At 65.5% G+C, this 24,308-nt stretch carries 18 protein-coding genes and 1 tRNA gene; 11 read left to right on the top strand and 8 right to left on the bottom strand.

Annotated elements, in window-relative coordinates; all coding sequences use genetic code 11:
• Positions 1-69: 69 nt before the first annotated feature.
• The 7 genes from QFZ54_RS11930 to QFZ54_RS11900 all read left to right on the top strand — a co-directional run bounded on the left by QFZ54_RS11930 (position 70) and on the right by QFZ54_RS11900 (position 8,530).
• Positions 70-594 (top strand): J domain-containing protein, encoded by a 525-nt coding sequence (locus QFZ54_RS11930; protein WP_307089424.1) that lies wholly within the window; start codon positions 70-72, stop codon positions 592-594.
• A 266-nt stretch (positions 595-860) separates the two neighbouring features.
• On the top strand, positions 861-1,865 hold the full coding sequence (cobS, locus tag QFZ54_RS11925) for a cobaltochelatase subunit CobS (RefSeq protein ID WP_055874633.1): 1,005 nt from the start codon (positions 861-863) through the stop codon (positions 1,863-1,865).
• A 4-nt stretch (positions 1,866-1,869) separates the two neighbouring features.
• Complete coding sequence (cobT, locus tag QFZ54_RS11920; protein WP_307087348.1) at positions 1,870-3,693, top strand: cobaltochelatase subunit CobT; 1,824 nt, start codon at positions 1,870-1,872, stop codon at positions 3,691-3,693.
• A gap of 7 nt (positions 3,694-3,700) precedes the next feature.
• Positions 3,701-3,958, top strand: a complete 258-nt coding sequence (locus tag QFZ54_RS11915; RefSeq protein ID WP_307087347.1) for a ribbon-helix-helix domain-containing protein — start codon at positions 3,701-3,703, stop codon at positions 3,956-3,958.
• Between the two features lie 71 nt (positions 3,959-4,029).
• Positions 4,030-6,486, top strand: a complete 2,457-nt coding sequence (locus QFZ54_RS11910; RefSeq protein ID WP_307087345.1) for a TonB-dependent receptor — start codon at positions 4,030-4,032, stop codon at positions 6,484-6,486.
• 58 nt (positions 6,487-6,544) lie between these two features.
• Positions 6,545-7,228: a Fe2+-dependent dioxygenase gene (locus QFZ54_RS11905; RefSeq protein WP_307087342.1), complete on the top strand. Its 684-nt coding sequence runs from the start codon at positions 6,545-6,547 to the stop codon at positions 7,226-7,228.
• Between the two features lie 195 nt (positions 7,229-7,423).
• On the top strand, positions 7,424-8,530 hold the full coding sequence (locus QFZ54_RS11900; RefSeq protein WP_307087340.1) for a PepSY-associated TM helix domain-containing protein: 1,107 nt from the start codon (positions 7,424-7,426) through the stop codon (positions 8,528-8,530).
• 141 nt (positions 8,531-8,671) lie between these two features.
• On the opposite strand, the gene QFZ54_RS11895 is transcribed toward QFZ54_RS11900, so the two are convergent.
• Both QFZ54_RS11895 and QFZ54_RS11890 read right to left on the bottom strand, forming a co-directional pair.
• Positions 8,672-13,288, bottom strand: a complete 4,617-nt coding sequence (locus QFZ54_RS11895; RefSeq protein WP_307087337.1) for an NAD-glutamate dehydrogenase — start codon at positions 13,286-13,288, stop codon at positions 8,672-8,674.
• A gap of 76 nt (positions 13,289-13,364) precedes the next feature.
• Complete coding sequence (locus QFZ54_RS11890; protein WP_307087335.1) at positions 13,365-14,543, bottom strand: PAS domain-containing protein; 1,179 nt, start codon at positions 14,541-14,543, stop codon at positions 13,365-13,367.
• A gap of 136 nt (positions 14,544-14,679) precedes the next feature.
• Between QFZ54_RS11890 and QFZ54_RS11885 the strand changes: the two genes are divergently transcribed.
• A tRNA-Thr gene (locus tag QFZ54_RS11885) sits at positions 14,680-14,755 on the top strand.
• A gap of 557 nt (positions 14,756-15,312) precedes the next feature.
• A complete protein-coding gene (locus QFZ54_RS11880) occupies positions 15,313-15,624 on the top strand; it encodes a hypothetical protein (protein ID WP_307087333.1) in 312 nt (103 codons plus the stop codon).
• 237 nt (positions 15,625-15,861) lie between these two features.
• Here QFZ54_RS11880 and QFZ54_RS11875 read toward each other — a convergent pair whose 3' ends face one another.
• A complete protein-coding gene (locus QFZ54_RS11875) occupies positions 15,862-16,875 on the bottom strand; it encodes a DUF1176 domain-containing protein (protein WP_307087332.1) in 1,014 nt (337 codons plus the stop codon).
• A 175-nt stretch (positions 16,876-17,050) separates the two neighbouring features.
• Between QFZ54_RS11875 and QFZ54_RS11870 the strand changes: the two genes are divergently transcribed.
• On the top strand, positions 17,051-17,920 hold the full coding sequence (locus QFZ54_RS11870) for a 3-hydroxyacyl-CoA dehydrogenase NAD-binding domain-containing protein (protein ID WP_307087330.1): 870 nt from the start codon (positions 17,051-17,053) through the stop codon (positions 17,918-17,920).
• A gap of 224 nt (positions 17,921-18,144) precedes the next feature.
• Positions 18,145-18,900 (top strand): oxygenase MpaB family protein, encoded by a 756-nt coding sequence (locus QFZ54_RS11865; RefSeq protein WP_307087328.1) that lies wholly within the window; start codon positions 18,145-18,147, stop codon positions 18,898-18,900.
• Positions 18,901-19,002: 102 nt separating this feature from the next.
• Here QFZ54_RS11865 and QFZ54_RS11860 read toward each other — a convergent pair whose 3' ends face one another.
• The 5 genes from QFZ54_RS11860 to QFZ54_RS11840 form a co-directional block, all read right to left on the bottom strand.
• Positions 19,003-19,194, bottom strand: a complete 192-nt coding sequence (locus QFZ54_RS11860; RefSeq protein ID WP_307087326.1) for a hypothetical protein — start codon at positions 19,192-19,194, stop codon at positions 19,003-19,005.
• Between the two features lie 38 nt (positions 19,195-19,232).
• Entirely contained in the window at positions 19,233-19,535 is a 303-nt protein-coding gene (locus QFZ54_RS11855) for a hypothetical protein (RefSeq protein ID WP_307087324.1), read from the bottom strand.
• A gap of 83 nt (positions 19,536-19,618) precedes the next feature.
• On the bottom strand, positions 19,619-21,112 hold the full coding sequence (locus QFZ54_RS11850) for a S10 family peptidase (RefSeq protein WP_373458597.1): 1,494 nt from the start codon (positions 21,110-21,112) through the stop codon (positions 19,619-19,621).
• Entirely contained in the window at positions 21,112-22,938 is a 1,827-nt protein-coding gene (locus QFZ54_RS11845) for a DUF885 domain-containing protein (protein ID WP_307087320.1), read from the bottom strand. Before QFZ54_RS11845 ends, QFZ54_RS11850 begins: the two co-directional genes overlap by 1 nt.
• A gap of 342 nt (positions 22,939-23,280) precedes the next feature.
• Positions 23,281-24,297: a polysaccharide biosynthesis tyrosine autokinase gene (locus tag QFZ54_RS11840; RefSeq protein ID WP_307089422.1), complete on the bottom strand. Its 1,017-nt coding sequence runs from the start codon at positions 24,295-24,297 to the stop codon at positions 23,281-23,283.
• Positions 24,298-24,308: the final 11 nt, after the last annotated feature.

Here is a 24,308-nt window from a genome sequence, read left to right as displayed (position 1 = left end):
CGAAAAGAGCGGAAGGAACGCCCCAGCCCACGGTTTCACGGCCGCGTGGAAGGGACGGGCCGCGTCTGCATGTGGCGCGACTGCAAGGAGCCTGGCGAATTTCGCGCGCCACCTTTGGAAGGCCCGAGCGACAGCGGCCCGCCGCAGTTCCGCTGGTTCTGCCTCGAGCATGTCCGTGCGTTCAACTCCGGCTATAATTTCTTCGACGGGATGACCGCTGATGAAATCCACTATGCCCAGCGGCCGATGGCGGGCTGGGAACGTGAGACGCGGGCGTTCGCGCACGGCGGCGGCGACACCCCGCCGAAATGGGCGGACTTCGCCGATCCGATCGATGCCATCGGTGCACGGTTTGGCGAGCGCATGGCGGCGGCGCGCAAGGACGGCCGCGTGCTGTCCGATGGCGAGCGCCGCTCGCTGCGCGTGCTCGGATTGGGTACGGACACCGACCGGACACAGCTCCGCAAACGCTACAGCGAACTCGTCCGGCGCTACCACCCTGACCGCAACGGCGGCGACCGCGCGCATGAATCGGAATTGCAGAAGGTGATCGCGGCCTACCAGCATCTGAAGGGCGCCGCCGCGTTCGCGTAACCACGTCGTCATCCTGGGCTCGACCCAGGATCCAGAGCCAAGCAGGATGTCGATCGTTGCTCTGGATCCCAGCCTTCGCTGGGATGACGGAGAAAGGGGCGACCGATATTACTGTGATCGATAAATCGCTGCTCTCTGCGGGGGAACTCGTCTTCGGCCGGGCGGTTCGTCCAGTTCATCCACGTTACTCATCCGCGCATTCGTACAGCGGGCGGTTGAGTAACAGCCCGCGCTTGGCCTAGAGCTACCGGGAACACGAGGCCAACATGACCGATATCCCGAATACCCAGCCCGACAGCCGCGAGACCACGATCCTCGACGCCCCCGACCGCATGGTGAAGGTGCGCGAGATGTTCGGGATCGATTCCGACATGGAAGTCCCGGCCTTCTCCGAAGCCGACGAGCGCGTGCCCGATCTCGATCCGGCGTACGTCTTCGATGCGGACACGACGCTCGCCGTGCTGGCGGGCTTTGCGCATAATCGCCGCGTGATGGTCCAGGGCTATCACGGCACCGGCAAGTCCACGCATATCGAGCAGGTTGCGGCGCGTCTGAAATGGCCATGCATCCGCATCAACCTCGACGCGCATATCAGCCGTATCGACCTGATCGGCCGCGACGCGATCGTGCTGAAGGACGGCCAGCAGATCACCGAGTTCCGCGAAGGCCTGCTGCCCTGGGCGTTGCAGACCCCGACCGCGCTCGTGTTCGACGAATACGACGCAGGCCGCCCGGACGTGATGTTCGTGATCCAGCGTGTGCTGGAGACCGAGGGCAAGCTGACGCTGCTCGACCAGAACCGCGTGATCCGCCCGAACCCGTGGTTCCGCCTGTTCGCGACCGCCAACACGGTCGGCTTGGGCGATACGAGCGGGCTGTATCATGGCACGCAGCAGATCAACCAGGGCCAGATGGACCGCTGGAACATCGTCGTGACGCTCAACTATCTGCCCGCCAAGGTCGAGGCGCAGATCGTGCTCGCCAAGTCGGGCGAATACGACAAGCCCGACGGCAAGAAGGTCGTCGAGAACATGGTGCGGGTGGCGGACATGACCCGCAAGGGGTTCGTCAACGGCGACATCTCGACCGTGATGAGCCCGCGTACGGTCATCACCTGGGCACAGAACGCGCTGATCTTCGGCGACGTCGGCTTCGCGTTCCGCCTGTCATTCCTCAACAAGTGCGACGAGGCGGAACGGCCACTGGTTGCCGAATATTACCAGCGCGTGTTCGGCAAGGACCTTCCCGAGAGCGTGGTGGGTAAGGCCTGAGCCTTTGGCCAACGAAACCCCTCTCGATCGCTTCAAGGCGGTCCTTGCCGGTACCGCGCGTGCGATCGCGGAGGAGCCGGAGGTCGAGCTCGCCTTCACCGCGGATGCTCCGGCGCAAAGCGGCAAGCACATCAAGGTGCCTATGCCCGCGCGTGCTCTACCGGCCGAGCAGGTGGCGGAAGCGCGCGGCTTTGCCGACGGGTTCGCACTACGATTGAAGCATCACGACATCGCGTTGCACAACCGTGCGGCGCCCGTTGAAGCGGTGGCTCGGGCGGTGTTCGATTCCGTGGAGAACGCCCGCGTCGAGGCGCTCGGCGGACGCGGCTATCTGGGAATTTCGGACAATCTCAACAGTGCGCTCGACGTGCGGCTGCGCGCAGACCCGATCACGCGCGCGCGCAACCGTGACGAAGTGCCGCTGTCGACCGCGCTCGGCCTGATGGTGCGCGAGCGGCTGACCGGGCAGGAATCACCCGCGATCGCCGCGCCCGGCCTCGCGCTGGTCCGCGAGTGGATCGAGAGCAAGACCGACCTAGACGCGTTGGCCTATGCGCTCGACGACCAGAAGGCGTTCCAGGGTCTCGCGCGGAAGATGCTGCAGGAACTGGAGCTGGTCGAGGGCGATCAGGTCCCCGAGGAGAGCGACGAAGGCGGCTCCGAGGACGAGGGCACCGACGAGCAGCAGCAGGACGAGGGCGACGAAGGCGACGACCAGGGCGAGGACGGCCAGGGCGAAGTCGAGGCGCGCGGCGAACAGGCCGAGCAGCAGAACGAGGAAAGCGACGGCCAGGATCAGAGCGACGAGTCGATGGACGACATCGACGGCGAGCCCGGCGACGACGGCGAGGAAGGCATGCAGCCGGTCCGCCCGAACCGTCCCTTCGCGGACATGGGCGGCGCGTTCGACTACAAGCCGTGGACGACCCAGTTCGACGAGGTGATCGCCGCCACCGAGCTGTGCGACGCCGATGAACTCGCGCGCCTACGCGGTTATCTCGACCAGCAGCTGGTGCACCTGCAATCGACCGTGTCGAAGCTCGCCAACCGGCTCCAGCGGCGGCTGATGGCACAACAGTCGCGGTCGTGGGATTTCGACCAGGAGGAGGGCATCCTCGATGCGGCGCGGCTCGCACGCGTGATCGTCAACCCGACTCTGTCGCTAAGCTACAAGGCCGAACGCGAGACCGACTTCCGCGATACGGTCGTGACGCTGCTGATCGACAATTCGGGGTCGATGCGTGGTCGCCCTATCTCGATCGCGGCGATCAGCGCGGACATCCTCGCGCGCACGCTGGAGCGGTGCGGCGTGAAGACCGAGATCCTCGGCTTCACGACGCGTGCGTGGAAGGGCGGGCAGAGTCGCGAGACATGGCTGGCCGCCGGGCGTCCGCCGCAGCCGGGGCGGCTCAACGACATCCGCCACATCGTCTACAAGCGCGCCGACGAGCCGTGGCGCCGCGCGCGCAACTCGCTGGGCCTCATGATGCGCGAGGGGCTGCTGAAGGAGAATATCGACGGCGAGGCGCTGATGTGGGCGCATGCCCGGCTGGTCGCGCGGCCCGAGGAACGCCGCATCCTGATGGTGATCAGCGACGGCGCGCCGGTCGACGATTCGACGCTCAGCGTGAACTCGGGCTCGTATCTCGAACGCCATCTGCGCCAGGTGATCGGCTGGATCGAGAGCAAGTCGCCGGTCGAGCTGGTCGCGATCGGCATAGGCCACGACGTCACCCGCTATTACGCGCGTGCCGTGACGATCATGGACGTCGAACAGCTCGGCGGGACGATCATCGAACAGCTGGCGTCGCTGTTCGACACCGAATGATACGCTGGTGACCGCGGGCGGTGGTGTTACGCCGCCTGCGGGTGGGTTCCACGGACCCGTCAAACGCTCGATCACGATCGCCGGCCACCAGACCTCAATCAGCCTCGAACCGGTCTTCTGGCAAGCGCTAGAGGCCGCTGCGACGCGTCTTTCATTGCCCCTGTCTGCACTCGTCGCGGAGATCGACGCGATCCGCATCGTAGCCGACGATCCGCCCAATCTGGCTAGCGCCTTGAGATCATGGCTATTCTCGAATGCCGCATGAGAATCAGTCGCAATAGCATTGACAGTGAGAACGAGTCTCAATAGCGAACCCGCAACAATAAGGGGTTTCGCATGTCTGGTTTCTCGTCGCGTTCGTCTGCCGCGCCTGCATTTCTCGCGCTGTCCTGCGTAGGATTCATCGCCAGCGCCCCCGCCTACGCGGCCGATAAACCTGCTGATTCCGCGAAGACTTATGCGGTCGACGACCAGGATAAACAGCTCGTTCGCGACGAGATCGTCGTCAACGGCAAAACCGTGCCCGCGACGACGCTGGAGAGCCCGAAGGCCACGCGCAGCCTGCTCGACACCACGCAGACCGTCACGATCATCGGCGACCAGACGATCCGCAAGCAGAACCTTCTGACCTTGCGCGACGTTTTGCAGACGATTCCGGGCATCACCTTCGGCGCGGGCGAAGGTGGCGGCGGCTATGGCGACAGCATCAACCTGCGCGGCTATTCCGCCAACAACGACATCACGATCGACGGCGTCCGCGACAGCGCGCAGTATAGCCGCAGCGAGACGTTCAACCTGCAACAGGTCGAGGTCTATAACGGCGCGAACAGCGTGTTCGGCGGCGGCGGTTCGGTCGGCGGTACGATCAACCTCATCACGAAGCGCCCGCAGGCGGAGACGCTGACGGTCGTGTCGGGCGGCGTCGGCACCGACGATTACTACCGCACGACGCTCGACTCGAACGTCCGTGTCAGTGACTTGGTCGCGGTCCGCCTGAACGCAGTCGCGCACAAGAACGACATTCCCGGCCGCGACGTCGAGAACAACAAGCGTTGGGCGGTTGCCCCGTCGCTGACCGTCGGCATCGAGGGCCCGACGAGCCTGACGCTGCAATATCTGCATCAGGAGGACGAGAACGTCCCCGTCTACGGCGTGCCCTATTTCCGCAATGCGGTGAATAACGGGCCGCTGCCGGGGGCCGACAACTCTGGCTATTACGGCATCCGGAACCTCGACAAGCAGGACATCACCGTCGATCAGGCGACCGCGACGGTCAGCCACAGCTTCTCCGACAAGGTCTCGATCCGCAACCTCAGCCGCTGGCAGCGCGTGCAGCAGGACTCTCTGACGAGCGCGCCGCAGGGGGTGTTCTGCCTGTCGACCGGGTTCCAGCCGCTTCCCTTGACCAACGTCGCGACCACGCCGCTCACATGTGCGGCTGGCCAGGCCACACCCGGTTCCTATTATCCAAGTGGCCCGCGCGGCTTCGTACGGAACCAGGAGAACCAGATCCTCTATAACCAGACCGATCTCCGTTCGGTCTTCGATACTGCCGGGCTGGAGCATACGCTTGTCCTCGGCGCGTCGATCTCGCAGGAAGATTACACGATCGTCACGGGCAACACGCTGCGTACCGCGACCGGTGCGACGGTACCCCAGTCGCCAATTAACCTCGCCAATCCGAACACCGACTACACCGGCCCGTTCAACTTTATCCAGGCCGGCCGTTCGCAAGGCACCACCAGCAACGCCGCCGTCTACGCGTTCGACACGATCAAGGTGATCCCGCAGATCGAGGTCAATTTCGGCCTGCGCTACGAACATGCCAAGGGCCGCTTCCGCGCCGATACCTTCTCGGTCGTACCCGACGCGACGCTTGGCACCTATGCGCGCGGCCTGAACCAGACGAGTGACGAGACGCTGTTCTCGTACCGGGGCGGCATCAACTTCAAGCCGATCGAGACCGTCAGCCTGTACGCATCGTACGGCAACGCCACCACGCCAACGTCTGCGACCGTTCGACTCGGTTGCGGTACGTTGATCAATGCGCCCGCGGGACAGCTCGACCCGTGCGACGTAAAGCCGGAAAAGGCGGTGAACTACGAACTGGGCGCGAAGGCCGACCTGTTCTCGCGCAAGCTGCAACTGACCGCGGCGGTGTTCCGTAACGAGCGCACCAACTACCGCGTCGCCACGAATGACCCGATCGTCACGACGCTCGGCGTCAACGACGGCCGTTCGCGCGTCGACGGAATTGCGCTGGGCGCGAGCGGCAGCATTTCGCATGCCTTCTCGATCTTCGCCAACTACACGTATCTCAAGGCGAAGATCATCCAGAGCGTCTCGAACTTCTGTCTCGCCAATCCGGGTCCGGTGCGTACGACCACGACGACGACCAACGCCTGTGGCAACTCGGCCGCGATCCTCGATACGCAGGCAGGGCAGGCGCTCGCCAATACGCCCAAGCATTCGGGTAGCATGTTCGCGACCTACACGCTGCCGTTTGGCCTGCAGCTGGGCTACGGCCTGACCTATCAGGGTGCGTTCCCGTTGAACCAGAGTGCCTTGGCCACCCCGCTCGCGCCGACGACGGTGGTGACGCCGGTGTTCCATTCGGCGGATTACCTGACGCATCGCGCGTTCCTGTCCTACACCGTCGGCAACGGGCTGACCGCGCAGCTCAACGTGCAGAACTTCACCAACGAGAAATATTACACCGGCATCCGCAACAATGGCTGGGCGACGCCGGGCGAGGCGCGCTCGGTGCGGTTGACGCTGTTCTACAGCCTGTGAGGCTCGGCGGCGGTGCGGGCAGTTTGCCGGTATCGCCGCCGCATTCTAGAGTGATGCCATGTTGATCGCGATCCCCGACGTCCTCGATGCTGCCGGCGTCACCCGTGTCCGCGCGCTGATCGACGCGGCGGACTGGATCGACGGCAATGCCACGTCGGGGCCGCAATCTGCGCTGGCCAAGCGGAACGAGCAATTGCCCGAGGATTCGGCGGCCGCGCAGCAGGCTGGCGGGATAATCCTCGACGCGCTCGGCCGGTCCGCGCTGTTCGTTGCGGCCGCGCTTCCGCTGAAAGTGTTCCCGCCGCTGTTCAACCGGTACGCTGGCGGACAGGATTTCGGGCTTCACATCGACAACGCGATCCGGATGAAGCGCGGCACCGACTTTCGTATCCGCAGCGACCTGTCCGCAACGCTCTTCCTCGCCGATCCCGAGACCTATGACGGCGGCGAACTGGTGATCGAGGATCAGTTCGGGCCGCAGAGCGTCAAGCTGCCTGCGGGGCATATGGTGTTGTATCCGGCGTCGAGCCTGCACCGCGTCACGCCAGTCACTCGAGGAGTCCGCACCGCGTCGTTCTTCTGGCTGCAGTCGATGGTCCGCGACGACGGTGCGCGGCGGATCCTGTTCGATCTGGATCAGGGCGTGCAAGCGGTCGCGGCCACACAAGGCCAGGGCGATCCGGCGACCGTGCGGCTGACAGGGGTGTATCACAACCTCCTGCGCCGCTGGGCCGACGCTTGATCCCTTCTGCTCCCCTCCCTGGAAGGGAGGGGCCGGGGGTGGGTCGGTTTCCGCATGTCCAGACGTCGCGACCAAAGCCGGCCGACCCACCCCCAACCCCTCCCTTCCAGGGAGGGGAGCAGTTGCATGTGGGGCGACGGTTGTGGACTTGCGCCTAGTCCCCATGCCACGCTCCACGCCCTTGGGGAGTAGATAATGAGCAAGCTGGCGATGCGACGGGCGTGGTTCCAGGTCCACAAGTGGATCGGGCTGGCGCTGGCGATCCTGATCATTCCGCTGTCGCTGAGCGGCGCGGCGCTGGTGTGGCACGACGCGCTCGACCGGATCGTCGATCCGGCGCGCTATGCAGTTACCGGAAAGACCGTGGTCGGGCCCGACAGCTATGTCGCGGCGGCGCGCGCGGTGCTAAAACATGGCGAGCGGATCGCGACGCTGACGATGCCCGAAGACGGCGGCCCCGTGATCGTCGCTGCAAGCGCGGTCAGTGCGCCTTCCCGGCCGGGGCCGCCGCAACGAACGATGGTGTATCTCGATCCGCCGACCGCGCGCGTGCTGGAGGTGTCGCCGTCGAACGGCGGGCTCGTCCGGTTCCTCCATGTCCTGCACGGGAGCCTGCAACTGCCCGGCGTCGGCCGCTCGATCGTCGGCTGGATCGGCGTGGCGATGATGGTGTCGTGCTTCACCGGGCTCTGGCTGTGGTGGCCGACGGTCGGCAAATGGACGCGCGGGCTTCGGTTCAGGCGGCACCGCGACGTCGAGACCAACCTGCACCATCTGTTTGGCTTCTGGATCGCGCTACCGCTGTTCGTGCTGTCGCTGACCGGCGCGTGGATTTCGTTTCCGCAGTTCTTCGGGAAGATCACGGGCGAGGCATTGCGGCCGAGAAGCGGGCCCGATCGTGGAGCGATAATGCGGGCGCGGCCCTTGGCGTCGCCCGCGCAGCCGCTGGCGGTGGCGATCGGCAAGGCGCGGGGTATCGTCGATAATGCACCGTTGCGGAGCGTCGCGTGGCCGACCAGCCTCAGCGCCGATTGGACAGTTACGTTTCAGGGTAGGGGCTCGCCGATCGGCGTGAAGGTGGCCGACGACACCGGCGGCGCGACCGCGGCACCCGCGCGACCTCAGGGTGGCGTAGCGCGGTGGATGCGACGGATCCACGATGGCACCGACATGGGCGCGCTGTGGCAGGCGATCATTTTTCTGGGCGGGATCTTGCCGGCCGTGCTGGCGGTGACCGGAGTGATCATGTGGTGGCGTGCGCGTGGGTGGAAGGCGGAACTGGCAGCACGACGCGCGGCATAAGCTTTCCCTCTCCCTTAGGGGAGAGGGAAGGAGGAGCTCTTGCGACGGGAGGGTGAGGGCACGTGCCTTGGCTGGCGTGCCCTCACCCTCTCACGCGCAAGCGCGCGCGGGCCCCTCCCTCTCCCCTGAAGGGAGAAGGGTTTACCGCCCCAACAACACGCGCGCTTGCCCGGCGATCTGCGCCAGCATCGCCGCGTTGGGAACCGCCGCATGACGCGCGCGGTCGATGACTGCCTTGAACTGCGCGACGCGGGTGGCGTTCGCCAGCAGCCAAGCCTCCACCGCACCCTGCGGATCCTGCGCCCCGCGGCGCGCCAGGAACTCCAGCCGCAACTGCTGGAAATCACGCGCGAGACCGGCGATCAGCAACCGCTCCCAAGGATCGGTCGGGCTGATCCGCGCCGCGTTCGCCTGCGCCCAATCCAGCCCCAGCGCCTGCCCGAGATGCGTGAACGCGCGCGTGAGGACCGCCTCGTCGAGCGCCATCCGCTGCCCAAGATCGGCCAGCCCGACCGCGCCATCCATCTCGAACAGGCGGACAACCTTCCGCACAAGATCACCGGGCGCGCCGACCGCTTCGAGCTGGCCCGCGATGCGGCTGCTCTGCGCGCTCGCCTCTTCGAGCAGCAATGCCGCGGTCTGGCTGTCGAGCTGCGTGATCCCCTTTGCCAGCCGTGCGAGCACGTCGCCCGGCGCAGTGCCCGGCGCCGACACGCGCAACAGATCGGCGATCTGCGAGCGGGTCGCGACCGCCACCTCGTCGAACAGCGCGATCCGCGCCGCCTCGGGCATCACCGCCGTCTCGATCTCCGCCCACAAGGCGGGTAGGTCGAACAGGCGTTCGGCGACGACGAACATCGCCGCGATATCGCCCATCGCCGCGCCTTCCTCTTCCGCCAGCTCGAACGGGTAGAGGATCCCCAGCCGGTTGACGATTCGGTTGGCGAGCTTGGTCGCGACGATCTCGGGCCGCAGCCGGTGCTCGTCGATTGCCGTCGCGAAACGCTCGCGCATCGCCGCCGGGAAAGCGGCGTGCAGATCGGGCTTGAGCGCATCGTCCTTGGCGATGTCGCCATGCTCGATCGCATCCTGCAACCCGAGCTTGGCGGTTGCCAGCAGCACGGCGAGTTCGGGACGCGTAAGGCCCAGCCCGTCCTGTCCGCGACGGAGCAGGATGTCGTTCGACGCGAGCCCCTCGACCGCCCGATCGAGCCGGCCCGCGCCCTCGAATATCTCGATCACGCGCACATAGCTCGGCACCGCGACCGCGCCGTCCGCCTCGGCTATCGACAGCGCGAGCGTCTGGAGGCGGTTGTCCTCCAGCACCAGATGCGCGACGTCGTCGGTCATGCTGGCGAGCAGCGTATTGCGGTCCTCGTACCCCAGGCGCCCCTCGATCATCTCGCGGTTGAGCGCGATCTTGATGTTCACCTCGTTATCCGAGCAGTCGACGCCTGCCGAATTGTCGATGAAGTCGGTGTTGATCCGCCCGCCGCGCGCCGAGAACGCGATGCGCGCCGCCTGCGTGACGCCCAGGTTCGCGCCCTCGCCGATCGCGATCACGCGCAAATCCTCGGCATTGACGCGCAACCGGTCGTTGGCCGGATCGCCGACCGCGACGTTCGCCTCGGACGCGGCCTTCACATAGGTGCCGATGCCGCCGAACCAGAGCAGGTCGGCCGGCGCCTTGAGGATCGCAGAGATCAGTGCGCCGGGCTCCATCTCGCTCACGGTCACGCCGAGCGCAGCTTGGACTTCCGGCGAGAGTTTCACGACCTTGTCGGTGCGCGCGAACACGCCGCCGCCCTTCGAGATGAGCGCGGTGTCGTAATCTGCCCAGCTCGACCGCGGCAGCGCGAACATCCGGTTGCGCTCGTCCCAGCTGGTCGCGGGATCGGGATCGGGATCGAGGAAGATGTGGCGGTGATCGAACGCCGCGATGACCTTCAGCGTCTTCGATAGCAGCATGCCGTTGCCGAACACGTCGCCCGACATGTCGCCGCAACCGACGACGGTGATGCTCTCGCTCTGCACGTCGAGGCCGCGTTCGGCGAAGTGCCGCTGCACGCTGAGCCACGCGCCCTTGGCAGTGATCCCCATCGCCTTGTGGTCGTAGCCGACCGAGCCACCGGAGGCGAACGCGTCGCCCAGCCAATAGCCGCGTTCGAGTGCGAGCGCGTTCGCCACGTCGCTGAACGTCGCGGTGCCCTTGTCGGCGGCGACCACGAAATACGGGTCCTCGCCGTCGAGGATCGTCACGCCGTCGGGATGGACCACCTTGCCCTCGACGATGTTGTCGGTGATCGACAGCAAGGTGCGGATGAAGATCCGGTAGCTCTCGGTGCCCTCGGCCAACCATGCATCGCGGTTCGACGGGGCAGGGAGTTGTTTTGGATAGAAGCCACCCTTCGCACCGGTCGGCACGATGACGGCGTTCTTGACGCGCTGCGCCTTCATCAGCCCGAGAATCTCGGTGCGAAAATCGTCGCGACGATCGGACCAGCGCAGGCCGCCACGCGCGACCGGGCCGGCGCGGAGGTGGATGCCTTCGACACGAGGCGAATAGACCCACACTTCGCGCCACGGCACGGGGGCAGGGAGGCCGGGGATCAGATGGCTGTCGAGCTTGAACGCGAGCGCTTCCGACGCGGCAGGCGTGAACGCGTTGGTGCGCAATGTCGCCGCGATCAGGTTGCGATAGGCGCGCAGGATACGGTCGTCGTCGATCGCAGTGACCGCGTCGAGGCCCGCTTCGATCGCCTGGTCCGCCTCGATCGCATTGCCCGGATGATCGGGATGATGGACCGCGGTGAAGCGCGCGATCAGGGCGGCGGCGACCTTTGGTGCACGTCGCAGCGCGTCCACCACGGTGGTCAGCCCGTACGGAAGTCCCGCCTGGCGCAGATACCGGAACCACGCGCGGAACAGCACGATCGCCTCGGGACGCATGCCGAGTTCGACGATCAGCCGGTTGAACGCATCATTCTCGGCCGCGCCCTCCAGCACCGCCGCGATCGCGCCTTCCAGGATGCTCGCGTCGCTCTGCTGCGCGGCGGCGTTCGCCTCCAGCACGAAATCATGCACGAACGGCACGCTGTCGTCGCGCAACCGCGTCGGCAATTCGCCGATCACGCGGAAGCCAAAATTCTCCAGCACCGGGACGGCGTCGGACAGCGGCAACGCGCCGCCGAGCTTGTAGATCTTAAGCTGCGGATCGGCGCCGGCTTCGCTGGGTACGAGACGCACACCACGCGCATCCGGGTCGGTCAGCGCGGCGATCCGCTGGATATCCTCGGCGGCCTCGGCAGGCGTGCTGAGGTTGCGGTAATTCTGGGGGAACGCGGCCGCCCATTTCAGCGCAAGCCGCGCGGCGCGCGGGGGCGGCAACGTCTCGATCAAGGCTGCCTCGACGTCGGACACCCAGCCGCGCACCATCCGCTGCAACCGGAGCGCGAGCGGCGCGGCGTCGGGCATCCGTCCCTCGCCGCGCAGATCGAGCGTGTAGCGGATCATCGCGACCTCGCCGTCCTCCAGCGCGATCGACCAGTTCAGGATGCTCGCATTCGCCGCCTCGGCCAGCATGTCGCCGATCGCGACGCGGCGGCTGGTGGTGACGTCGTCGCGCGGTAGCCAGACGAACCCGAACAAATGACGCCCGAGCGCCGACTGGACCAAGACGAGCGCGGGCCGCGGCCGATCCGCGAGGCTCATCGCGGTCAGCGCGAGGTCTTCCAGCGCATCGGGTGCGAACGCGATCACCAGGTCGTGCGGCAGCGCGGTGAACGCATGCGTCAGCGCCTTGCCCGCATGACCGCGCGGATCGAACCCGAACTTGGCCTTCATCGCGGCGAGGCGCGTGCGCAGCACCGGCACGTCGCGCGGCATAGCGGCCAGCGCGGCGCTGGTCCACAGGCCGCTGTAGATCGACAGCCCGGCAACCGTCGCGCCCTCCATCACCGGCACGACAACGAGGTCGAGCGGCACGGCGCGGTGCACCGTCGAGATCAAATTCGACTTCAGCAGCAACGGCGCATCGTTGCCCGCCTCGAACCACTCGATCGCCAGCGCACGCGAGGCTTCGGCGAGGATCGGCACGCGGTGTTCGTTGCGCGCAATACCGAGCGCCGCGCCGCTGCTGCCGTCGCGATGCCAGACCTGATGGCCGAGCAGCGTAAGATGCCCGTCGAGGAACCACTGCAGCAATGCCGCGCCTTCGCCCTCGGGCAGCTTGGCGATATCGTCGTCGAGCGCGGCCTGCATCGCGCGCCAGTCGGTCACCGCCGCGCGGACGTCGGCCAGCACCGCGGTCAGGTCCTCGATCAGTCCGCGACGGTCGCGTGCGTCGGCGCGCTCCATCTCCAGATAGATCATCGATTCGGGGCGGCCTGCGCCCTGGCCGTCCGCGTCGATCGCGTGCAGCGTGCCATCGGGCGTCCGCGTCGTTCGGACGACGGGGTGGATGATCCGATCGACCGCGATATCCTGCGCGCCGATTGCCGCAGCGATCGAATCGACCAGGAACGGCATGTCGTCGTTGACGATCGCGAGGCGCATGCGCCGCCGCGTGTCGTCCGCACTGATCGGCTCGATCGCGATCGCCGGCGCACCGTCGTCGCGGTGCGCAGCGGTCGCGGCCACGAACGCCGCGGCCTGCGCGACCTCCGCTGCCCCGAAGTCCTTGAGTTCGCCCGGAAGGGCCCGTTCGGTCAACCGGCCCGCAAGGGTTTCGGTGAGCGTTTTCAACGATTGGTTCGCCATAGGTCCGGGCCTATGCGCCCGCTATTCGCCTATCTCAAGGCTTGTGGCAGGTGCGAAGGGATATGCTGCGCCGCACCTAAGCCGCGGCGCGCTCCGCGGTGGCGATCGCGGTCAGGTCGCCATCATAGCCGTCGAGAAAGCTCGGCAGCCCGCCGATCGGCACATGGAGACGCCGGGCATGCCGCAGCACGTCGGTGAACGTCGCGAGTCGGCCCGCATCGAAATTGGCGCCGAAGACGAGTTTGACGATCTGCGCCATCGCCGCAGCCTCGCCCGGCAGGCACGCGGTGGACAGCAGGGCAGCGAGATCGTCGCCTTCATGCTCGGCCGCGACGGCAAAATCATGGGCCCGGCCCAATGCCCGGTGGAGCGCGGCGCGGCTGCGGGCTTCGGCGGCACGGAAATGCGCGGCGTTTTCACGCGCCATCGCCAGTTGCTCGCCCAGCGGTCCGGTCGGCACTGTCCCCGAGGGCAGCGTATCCGAGGGCAGCGTATCCGAGGGCAGCGTATCCGAGGGCAGGGGTTCGTCGAGCACGAGATCCTGCATGACCGGCGCCGCGCTCGCGAAGCCACCGCTCGGTCCATCGGCCCAGACCTGCGCGGCGTCGCCCGAGACCTCCGGCGTCGCGCGGACGGCGGCGTCCAACTCGGCCGACAGCATCGCCTGCAGGTCGGCGTCCGCGAGTTCCTTCCAGTTGATCACGCCGAAGATGAAGTCGATCGTCTCGCCGCCCGATGCGAACGGCATCAGGATCCCACGGTACAGCGTCGTGCGCCCCCGGCTGCTGACGAATTCCGCCTCGAACCCGATAGGCGCGCGATTGGCGATGATCTGGAGGTAATGATCGGTCAGCCGCGACAGCAACGACCGGTTCGGCACGTCGGCGATCGTCGCGATCGGCCCCTCCAGCCCGCATTCCTCGCGCAGGGCGCGACCGAGATACGCGATCTTCGGGTCGCCCATGCCGTGGCTGAAATCGAGCAGCACGCTGTGCGGGCCGAAATCGGTGATCGTCTCGGGCTCGAGGTTCGCGATCGGCGGATAGGGGTGTCCGTCGAGCAGCGACACCCAGTGATTATAAGCACGCACATGCATCCGACGCTCGTCGCCGCCGAGATCGAACATAACGTCGTTGACGCCCGCGTCCGCCGAATCGCGCGCATCGCCATCTACGGTTCCCGCCGTCGCGCCCACAAGCGCAACGCCAGCCACGCCCGCTGTGCGTCCGCCCTCTACGCCGCGTGCCGTCGTCATGCCCAAACATCCCCGTATCGTCGCCACGTTTGTGCATCGCGTCTGGTAAAGACCGAGTAAACTCGCAAACCGCTTGTCAGCCCGCAAAACCGCTGGTAGTTGCCGCCCCCTCGACCGGGTACATCCCCGTCATCGGGCCGCTTTAGCTCAGCTGGTAGAGCATCGCATTCGTAATGCGGGGGTCACAGGTTCGAGTCCTGTAAGCGGCACCACTTCGTTAAGCATTGCGTGTTGTAGCCGATAGGCTGCGCATCAGCGCATGCCGTCGCCAACGCCTCGTCGCGGGACATCGGTCGCGCCACGGGAAAGGTTGCTGGGAACGTTGCACTGGCGGTAGCGCCGGGGGCGGTGCTCTCCAAGGCTGCCGCATTGCACCGATTCCCTATCGCGAAGCCGCGTGTAACCTTTGACCCGCCGCAAATCGGCTGGGTCAAGGAGGCGACCAAGTCAAACAAGCCCTGGAAGTCCTATAACGACTCGGCGCCCGGCGCGCGTGCCGGGCAGGCGCCAACGTTGATGCGGACGATGGCCGACGGTTCGAAGCGGCCGGTGAAGTTTGACGGCATTCAGGGCGATTATATGATCGACCGAAAATGGGCTGTCGTAAACAGGCCTCGCTCGCGGGCTCAGATCTTGCGGCAGTCGGAGGTATTAGCACAACACCGTCTGATCGGGACGTGGGAGGTCCCCACGCCCGTTGAGAAAACCAAGGCACTGAACTGCTCAAGCAGATGAGCATCACCAACATCCACGTAAGGGTTGTGAAGCCATGATCGCTATGCAGGTTGCAGAAATTATCGCGGAGTATGCCGTGTTCCTCGAACTGACCGGCGACGAGGAACTTAACCCTGACACCGCCGTGAAGATGATGGAAGCCTTGGCTGGCCATCTTCAAGAGATGGACAAGAGATTTCTCCGCGAGCTCGTGAACGCGTTCCCGATCATAGCGGAAGAATACAGTGGTGAGGCGCAAGAGGTGGTGCGCAACATATCTTATGGCTACTATCTTGAAGAGTCTCTTGCAGTTGACGACCCGGTCAAGCTGGCGGCATTGGAAGCTTTGCGCGACGCGAGGGGCTGAACGGAAGGATGCCCGCGTCCGAACGACGGAAACATCGAAGCGTCTTGGTAACAACACCCTGTTTAGATCGCGGGCCCAAGCGGATCGTTGCATGGCAGTGTCGCACGCCTGCTGTGTAGGGAGGTGAGTTGGTATCGCGCTTCTTAAGGGCAGGTCGCACAAGCCCGTGCATCCGCTGCCCGATCGAGACCGTTCGATCTAGCCTTCCTTGCATACCCGCGCGACGGCCCCGCCCGCTTAGCGAACGACTTTGGCCCGCCACGTTTCGATGTAGTCGATGTTGCCACGGCATTCGCCCATGTCGGCTTGTCCGGACAGGCGGAAGCGGGTGCCGTCCCAGACGAAGCTCTGGTGCGAGCCACAGTCGCCCAGACCGCGGCCTTTTGCGTAGCTGGTCAGGACGCCGTTCTCGAAGCCGCCATTGATGACGCTTTTCACGCGGGTGCCGGTGTCGGCGCCGGTCGCTTCGAAGCCTGAGGGGGCGTCGATTTGCGCTGCGGCGATCTTGGCGCCGTCGACGATGAAGAGCGCGCCGATCAGATTGTAGGCGCCGGTCGAACAGGGGAGGATGACGAGCGACTTTCCACCGCCCAGTGCGTGCGTTTCGGGGGTGAAGCCTTCGAGGTCGCAGGTGCCGAGTTTGCGCATCGTTGCGATCTGCGCGGGAGTGAGTTTGGCCGGGGAGCCCGTCGGGGCGATCGCGGCGATGATCGGAAGCGGCGGCGTTGGTGCGCGCGACGGGGCGGGGCCCTTGGCGACGATCGCGTCGATGCTGCCCGCACGGCCTTGCTGCGCGTCGACGTAGCGGAGCGCGGCGGCGGCGCCCTTGAGCGATAATGTGGCCAGCGTGCCGCCCTTCGCGTCGAGAATCTCGAGCGATTGAGCATTGGCGATCGCTGCGGCGAGCGCGGCGGCGTCGCGCAGGGCGATGGGTTTGCCGTCGACGGCGAAGCTGGCGGGCGGACGCTTGGTGGCGGCCTGATCGTTGCGGGTTTCCAACGCCAGCGAGATTTTGCCGCCGTCGTTTGCCACGGCGCCAGGCTCGCGCGTCAGGTTGAGCGTGATCATGTCCTCGCCGCCACCCATTTCGGGAAGAAGCGATCCGAGCGTACAGCGGAGCGTGTTGTCGCAACCGACGGTCCAGTCGGCGAAGGTCTTCAGCGTGCCGGGCTTCGGCGTCGCGTGCGAGTCGGTGGCGGGCCTCGCCTGATGTGCTGTCGGCGCGATGGGGGCCGGATCAGTCTTGGGCACCGGCTCGACCTTGGGCCGGGGGGTAGGTTGGCTCGGCGAACAGGCCGCCACCAGGGGCAATACGACGACGGACGCAAGCGCGTAAAAGATCGGTTTGCATAGCATTGCTGCAGCCTAGCGCTCTGGCCGCGCGGGGAAAAGCAGCTAGGGAGGGGCAAACATCTAGGAGAGAGACATGCAGACGATCGGCGTGATTGGTGCGGGGCAGATGGGCGCGGGGATCGCGCAGGTGTCGGCGCAGGCAGGATACCGTGTGCTGTTGGCGGACGTGTCGCTGGACGCTGCGAGCAAGGGCAAGGCGGGGATTGCCAAGGCACTGGCGCGGCTGGTCGAGAAGGAAAAGATCGGCACGGACGCGCGCGATGCGGTGCTGGCGCTGATCGAGCCCGTCGCTAGCGTGGCGGACATGGGCGAGTGTGCGATCGTCGTCGAGGCGGCGACGGAGCGCGAAGCGGTAAAGCGCGCGATCTTCACCGAGGTCGGCAAGGTGCTGGGACCGGACGCGATCCTGGCGTCGAACACGTCGTCGATCCCGATCACGCGGCTGGCGCAGGCGGCGCCCGATCCGGCACGGTTCATGGGCGTGCATTTCTTTAACCCGGTGCCGGTGATGCGGCCGATCGAGTTGATCCGGGGGCTGGCGACGTCGGACGCTACGGTAGCGGCGGTTGAGGCGTTTGCGGAAAAGCTCGGCAAGCAGGTGGTGCATGCGAACGACGCGCCGGGCTTCATCGTCAACCGCGTGCTGATGCCGATGATTAACGAGGCATGCTTCGCGCTGGGCGAAGGCGTGGCGAGCGTGCGCGATATCGACCTGGCGTGCCAGTTGGGGCTGAACCATCCGATGGGGCCGCTGACGCTGGCGGATTTCATCGGGCTCGACACGTGCCTGGAGATCACGCGCGTGCTGTTCGAGGGGACGGGTGATCCGAAGTTCCGGCCGGCGCCGGTGCTGGTGAAGTATGTCGAGGCTGGCTGGTTCGGGCGTAAGACCAAGCGCGGCTTCTATGATTATTCGGGCGCGGAGCCCGTGCCAACTCGGTGAGACATGCGCGCCGCGGCCGGGCGGCGCGTCGATCTTCCGTCGATAGGGTAGGTTAGGCTCGGCGAGGCGCAGCGAACTCGGCGAGTGCGATGCCCCGATCGTTAGCGGGACGGTGCAAAGACCATAAGCGACCTTATATCAGGCGCATGAACCCCATTCGTCATGCCATCCGGGCCCAGGTGCAGTCGGTAATGCGCCCGGGTGGCATGAGCGAGGACCCAGGGTTGATCCGTCCCCCTGGTGACGACGGATTGTTCGGCCCCGGGTCCGCGGTCTGGGTGGTCCATAGCGATTTTACGGCGATGATGATCGGCGGCGTATCGTCGCTGTTGCTGCAGATGTTGCATCCGGCGGCGCTGGCTGGCGTATGGGACCATTCGAATTTTCGGGCCGACATGCATGGTCGGCTGCGACGGACCGCGCGGTTCGTCGGCATCACGACGCGCGGATCGACCGAAGCTGCTGAGGCGGCAATTGCGCGTGTGCGATCGATCCACGACCGGGTGACGGGCGTGTTGCCGGACGGCACGCCCTATGCCGCGAACGATCCAGCGTTACTGACCTGGGTGCACGTCGCGGAGGCGTACAGCTTTCTTGGCGGGTATCTGCGGTACCGGGATCCGAGCTTTCCTGCTGTTCGGCAGGATACGTATCTTGCCGAGATGGCGATGCTGGCCGAGCGGCTCGGCGCGCGCGACGTGCCGGCTACCCGTCGCGACGTGGCGTCGTACCTGCGCGACATGCGTCCTGCGCTGCGGAGCGACGCGCGGACACGCGACGTGGCGCAGACGCTGCTGGGCCAGCCGGCAAACAGCGTATCCGCGATGCCGTTGCAACGCGTACTGCTCGACGCGGGTGTGGAGCTGCTACCGGACTGGGCCCGAACGATGCATGGTTTGCCAATGCCGATGGGGCGGCGGCTGGCGGTACGGGTCGGGGGTGTAGGCGCTGGTCGGATGCTGCGATGGGCGCTCAAATAAGCTGGCATTGCCGACGCCCAGCTGGCGACTCTCGGGAGCTTACGTTCGGGGAGATGCGGACGCTTGCCGACGTCCGCACCTCCAAGCCATCGGCGACTGGATCTAGTCGACCCCCTGCTTCCGTGCGCCGATGATCATCTTGCGGGCGATCTGACGGACGGCTTCGTCGTCCTTCGTGGCGTCGGTTGCCGGATCGCCGAGGTGGTCCAGGCTCTTTTCCATGAAGTCGAGCAGGCCGCTGTGGCGATCCTCGACATATTCCATCAGTTTGAACAGCAGGTGTTCGGTGGCCATCTCACGCTGTCTCGCGTGCGTTGCGGTGTCCGGCGTGGTCACTTCGCCACCTGCTCGGCCGCATCGAACTCGTCGAATGCCGCGCGTACTTCGTCGGCAACGGTCTCGTCGCGTACGTCGACCGTCACAAGGACCCGGCCGTTCAGCACCGCATCGTTCCGAGCCTCGGGGCTCGGTGCGCCTGCTTCGTTGTCGGATCCGGCTTCCTCGATGCCTGCGGAGTTTGCGCTCCCTTCCGGTGTGACGACGACCTTTGCGCGGTCGATGCCGAACTGCTGCACCAGCCGTTCGACGGTCATCTCGGCTTCACGCCGCGTGTCGAATTTTCCGATCAATTTCATGGTGCTAACTCTCCAGCCGATATGGCACGAAGCAAGAACCCCTCAACGCGCGGCCGGTGCCATCCCTTTTACGGCGTTTGGTTTCAAAGCCCGTAGATTGCCCTCGCATCACGCTTGAACGCAGCGCCGCTGTCCTCGCGACTGTAGAACATGTGCCCGCCCGGATAGACGTTCAGCTTCACGCGCTCGGTCGCGCCGAAGCTCGGCATCTGGTCCACGATCAGCCGCGAGGCGAAGAACGGGCAGGACAGGTCGTCCCAGCCGTGCACGATCATCACCGCCATCTTGGGATCGTTGGCGATCGCTTTCCGTAGGTCGGTGACGGGCGTGTCGTCGGGCTTGCCGCGATCCCAGGCCGCGTTCACCTCGTACGACAGCGCATGATAGCGCGCGTCGGTCTTCCAGCCGACCACGCGCGTGACGAAATCGACCATCGCGCTGGTCGTCGGTGCGATCAGCGCGTCGAGGATCGGATCGTTCGACTGGCGCTGCGCCGACCACGGGAAGGGATCGAACGCGGTGACGTTCGAATCATAGACGCTGCCGATCGTGCCGTCTGCCCGGTGGATCTCGCGCAGGAACGTGGCGGAATCGACCCGCCCGCCCATTTTCTGCACCAGCGCCGGATCGAGCCCCGTCAGCCGGCTCACGTTGGTGACGAGCCGCGACACCGCCTGGGGATCGGTCCGCCCGCGCAGCAGGTCGGTCGCGAACGCCCCGCGCGTGTAAGCCTCGACGTCGACCATCGCGGCAGGGGTCAATTGGTGCTGTTGCTCGAGATGCGCCGCCGCCATCGACGGCAGGTCGATCATCCAGGGCAGCGGCGACAATGCGGTCGCGCCGTCGCCCGAGGCGGGATCGAGGTACGGCGAGACCATGACGATCCCGTTGACCCCGACGCCGATCTGGGACTGGAGTTCATACGCGATCCGCGGCGCGCGGTAGCCGCCATAGCTTTCGCCCATCACGTATTTCGGCGAGCGCAGCCGACCGGCCTTCACCAGCCAGTCGTAGACGACCTTCGACAGATACTTGATGTCGGGATCGTTGGCGTAGAACGCCTTCTTGGTCTTGTCCTCGTCGACCAGGCTCCGGCTGAAACCCGTGCCGACCGGATCGATGAAGACGAGATCGGTGAAGTCGAGCCAGCTGTTGGGATTGTCGGTGGTGATCGGCGCGTCGGACGGTGCATTGCCCTGCGCTCCGAACTGGACGCGCTTCGGGCCGACCGCGCCAAGGTTGAGATAAACGGACGATGCACCGGGGCCACCGTTGAAGGCGAACGTCACCGGACGGTTTGTAGCCCCACCTGTCGCTACATAGGACGTGTAGACGACCTGGCCGATCTCCTTGCCTTTGTCGTCGCGTACCGAAATCGTGCCGATGGTGGCGTCGTAGGCGATGCTCCGGCCGCCGATCGTCGCCGACTGACGCACCGTCTTGTCGGCGGGAAGCGGCGGGAACTTGACCTCGTCGTCGATCTTCTTCTCGACGGTCGATGTCTCCTTCTTGTCCTGCGCCGCGATTGGTGAAGCGATCAGGCTGACTGCGGCTACTGCGGTGAGGATACGCGCGATCACTTCGCCGCTCCTCCGCCAGCGGCGATCCAGGCGTCGATCTTGCGTTCGAGCACCGGCATCGGCAGCGATCCGGTATCGAGCACCTGCGCGTGGAAATCGCGCGGATCGAACTTCGCGCCCAGCGCCGCCTGCGCCTTTGCCTTGGTCCGCGAGATCGTCAGCTGGCCGATCTTGTAGGCGAGCGCCTGCCCGGGAATCGCGATGTAGCGCTCGACCTCGGCGGTCGCATCTGTCCGCGCCATCGGCGAATTGGCGAGCATATATTCGATCGCCCGATCGCGCGTCCAACCCTTGGCATGAATGCCGCTGTCGACGACCAGCCGCATCGCGCGCAGCATCTCGTCGTTCAGCCCGCCCATCCGCTGGTACGGATCGGTCTCCATGCCGAGCTCCTTCCACAGGCTTTCCGCGTAGAGCGCCCAGCCCTCGACATAGGCGGTGTTGCCGCCGAACCGCATGAACGCCGGCAGCGCGGTATTCTCCTGCGCGAGGCTGATCTGGAAATGATGCCCCGGCACGCCCTCGTGGAGGAACAGCGTCTCCATTTCCCACATGTAGCGCGAGGGCAGGTCGTAGCTGTTGTAATAGAACACGCCGGGCCGCGATCCGTCCGGGGTGCCGCCTTCGTACGAGCCCCCGGCCTCGGTCTTTTCCTTGAAGGCCGGCACCGGGCGGATCTCGAGCGCGGTCTTCGGCGTCAATGAGAACTGTTCTGGGATGCGCTGGTAGATGCGCTTCTCGATCACCCGATATCCGTCGCTCAGCTGCGCGGTCGAGCTTGGCTGGAACTGCTTGTCGGTCCGCAGGAAGGTGAAGAACGCGGGGAGGTCGCCCTTGAACCCGACCGCCTGCTTCTGCGCCTCCATCCCCTTCAGGATTCGCGCGACCTCCGACAGGCCCAGCTCGTGGACCTGCTCGGCGGTCATGGGCAACGTCGTGCGCTGCTGGATCAGATAAGTGTAATAGGCATCGCCACCGGGCAGCGCGGACAGCCCGACCGTGTCGCGCGCGACCGGCAGGTACGTCTTGGCGAGGAAATCGCGCATCCGCTGGTGCGCGGGCGTGATGACGTCACGGATCTGCGTCGCATACGCCGCCTTCAACCGCGTCTGGTCGGTTGCGGAAATCGTCGCGGGGAAAGTCTTTACGGGACCGTAGAAGGTCGAGCCCTCGACGCCTTCCGCGATAAGGTTGTCGAACTCGTGGATCATGTTCGTCACGACCAGCTTTGGCTGGACGATCCTGTCCTTCATGCCCCGGCGGAACAGCCCGATCGCGCGATCCATCACCGCGGCATATTGCGCGTTGCGCTTCAGGTTGTTCTCATAGTCGACGAGCGTCTTGAACGGCGCCGCGCCCTTGCCCGACGCGAAGTCCGGATAGAAGGTCTGGAACCCCTGGAAATGATCGATCGGCAGGTCGCGCTGGACCTTGAGGATCGCGGGCGTGTAGCCGGCGAGATCGGTCTCGTTGCGGGTCTTGAACACGTCGTAGGCGATCTGGTCGGTCGGGGTCAGCTTCGTCCGATCGATCGTCTTGAGCGCGGCGAGATCATGCTCGATCGCCGCACGCTCGGCCGCCAGATACGCATCGGTCAGATAGTCGCCGAGCCGGTCGGCATAGCGCAGGTCACCGCGAAAAATCGCCTCGACCGGGTTGCGCTTCAGGCTCGCTTCGTCGCTGTCGTAGAACAGTTGCTTCAGCCGTGCGTCGTCCTTGCTCTCGCCGGGTTGCGCGACGGGCGGGGGAAGCGCCTGGGCCGTTGCTGCGGTGGCGAACGTCGTGGATAGGAGAGCGGCGATCACCAGTTTGATAGACAACATGCGTTCCTTCGGATGCGATGAACCGGGCGTAGATTGCGGCATGTTTTCCCGCAAGCGCACACTGTTTTCCGCCTTGGCGCTGTCGCACATCGAAAGATGGGAGGGGGCGATCAAGCTCGTGAAGCGCGCTGCCCCGTGAAACGGAGGGCTCGCCGACCAACGCGTTGCGTACCAGTGAGACGTTCGGCCGAAACACGATCGATGTGTGACCGACAGGCACTTCAGAGGTTAGCCACGAACAGCGATGGAACAGGTAGTTGAATTGATCCGGCGACGGCAAGCTTTAGATCGCAGTCGGTAGTCGATGGCCGTTGATGAAGCTTCATCAACGGCCCGACCTGATCACGCTTCCTGGTAATAGTCGGAATATTGCTTCGAATAATAATAATATGAACCGACCGCCTGCGAACTGGTGTCGACCATCGTGAACATGGAGCCGACGAGGTTCGCGCCGTCCGACTTCAGCCAAGCGGCCGCCGATGTCACGGCGTGCTTCGGCGTGTTGTTCCAGCGGATCACGAGCGCCACCGCATCCGCCAGCGCCGACAGGAAGCGACCGTCCGCCAGACCGACGAGCGGTGGCAGATCGAGGATGATCGTGTCGTAGCGCTCCGAAAGCTGCTCGAGGATCTTCGGCATCAGGTCGTTGCCGAACAGGTTCTCGGACGAGAAGAACGGCTTGTGGATGATGATCTGGTCCAGGCCCTGCAACCCGCTCGGCTCGATCGCTTCGTCGAGCGTGACGTCGCCGTGGAGCAATTCGACCAGACCGACGCCGTCGGGCTTCGTCTGCGTGATCATCCGCAACTGTGCGCGCCGGACGTCGGTATCGATGATGATCGTCTTGTCGCCGTTCATCGCCATGACGCGCGCCAGTGCCAACGCGGTGGTGGTCTTGCCTTCGCCCGGCAGCGCCGAGGTGAGCGCGATGATCTTGGGCCGGGTCTGGCCGCGGACGCCGAGCAGCGATGCACGGGCGTTACGAAGCGCTTCGGCATATTGCGACGTCGGCTTGTCGATCACGATGTCGGCAGGATGGTCCTGCCGGATATTTGGGATCGCCGCGATCAACGGCACGCCCAGCTCGCTTTCGACTTCGTCGATGCTGCGCATGCCGGTTACCAGCATTTCCTGCGTGACGATGACTGCGATGCCGACGCCGAACCCTGCGATTAGCGACAACAGGAACAGCAGCGGGCGGTTCGGCCAGCTGGGCGACTGCGGTGGCTCGGCATTGTCGATGATCTGCGCCTGCGCGATCGAGTTCTGCGCAGCCTGACGCGATTCGAGCGCCATCTGCGAGATCTTCTCGTACGCGTCATGCTTGCTGTCGGCATCACGCTGGAGGCTGGCCGCGATGACCGACGCGC

The sequence above is a fragment of the Sphingomonas faeni genome, assembly GCF_030817315.1.
GTDB lineage: Bacteria > Pseudomonadota > Alphaproteobacteria > Sphingomonadales > Sphingomonadaceae > Sphingomonas > Sphingomonas faeni_C.
This window is presented reverse-complemented; position numbering and strand designations above follow the sequence as displayed.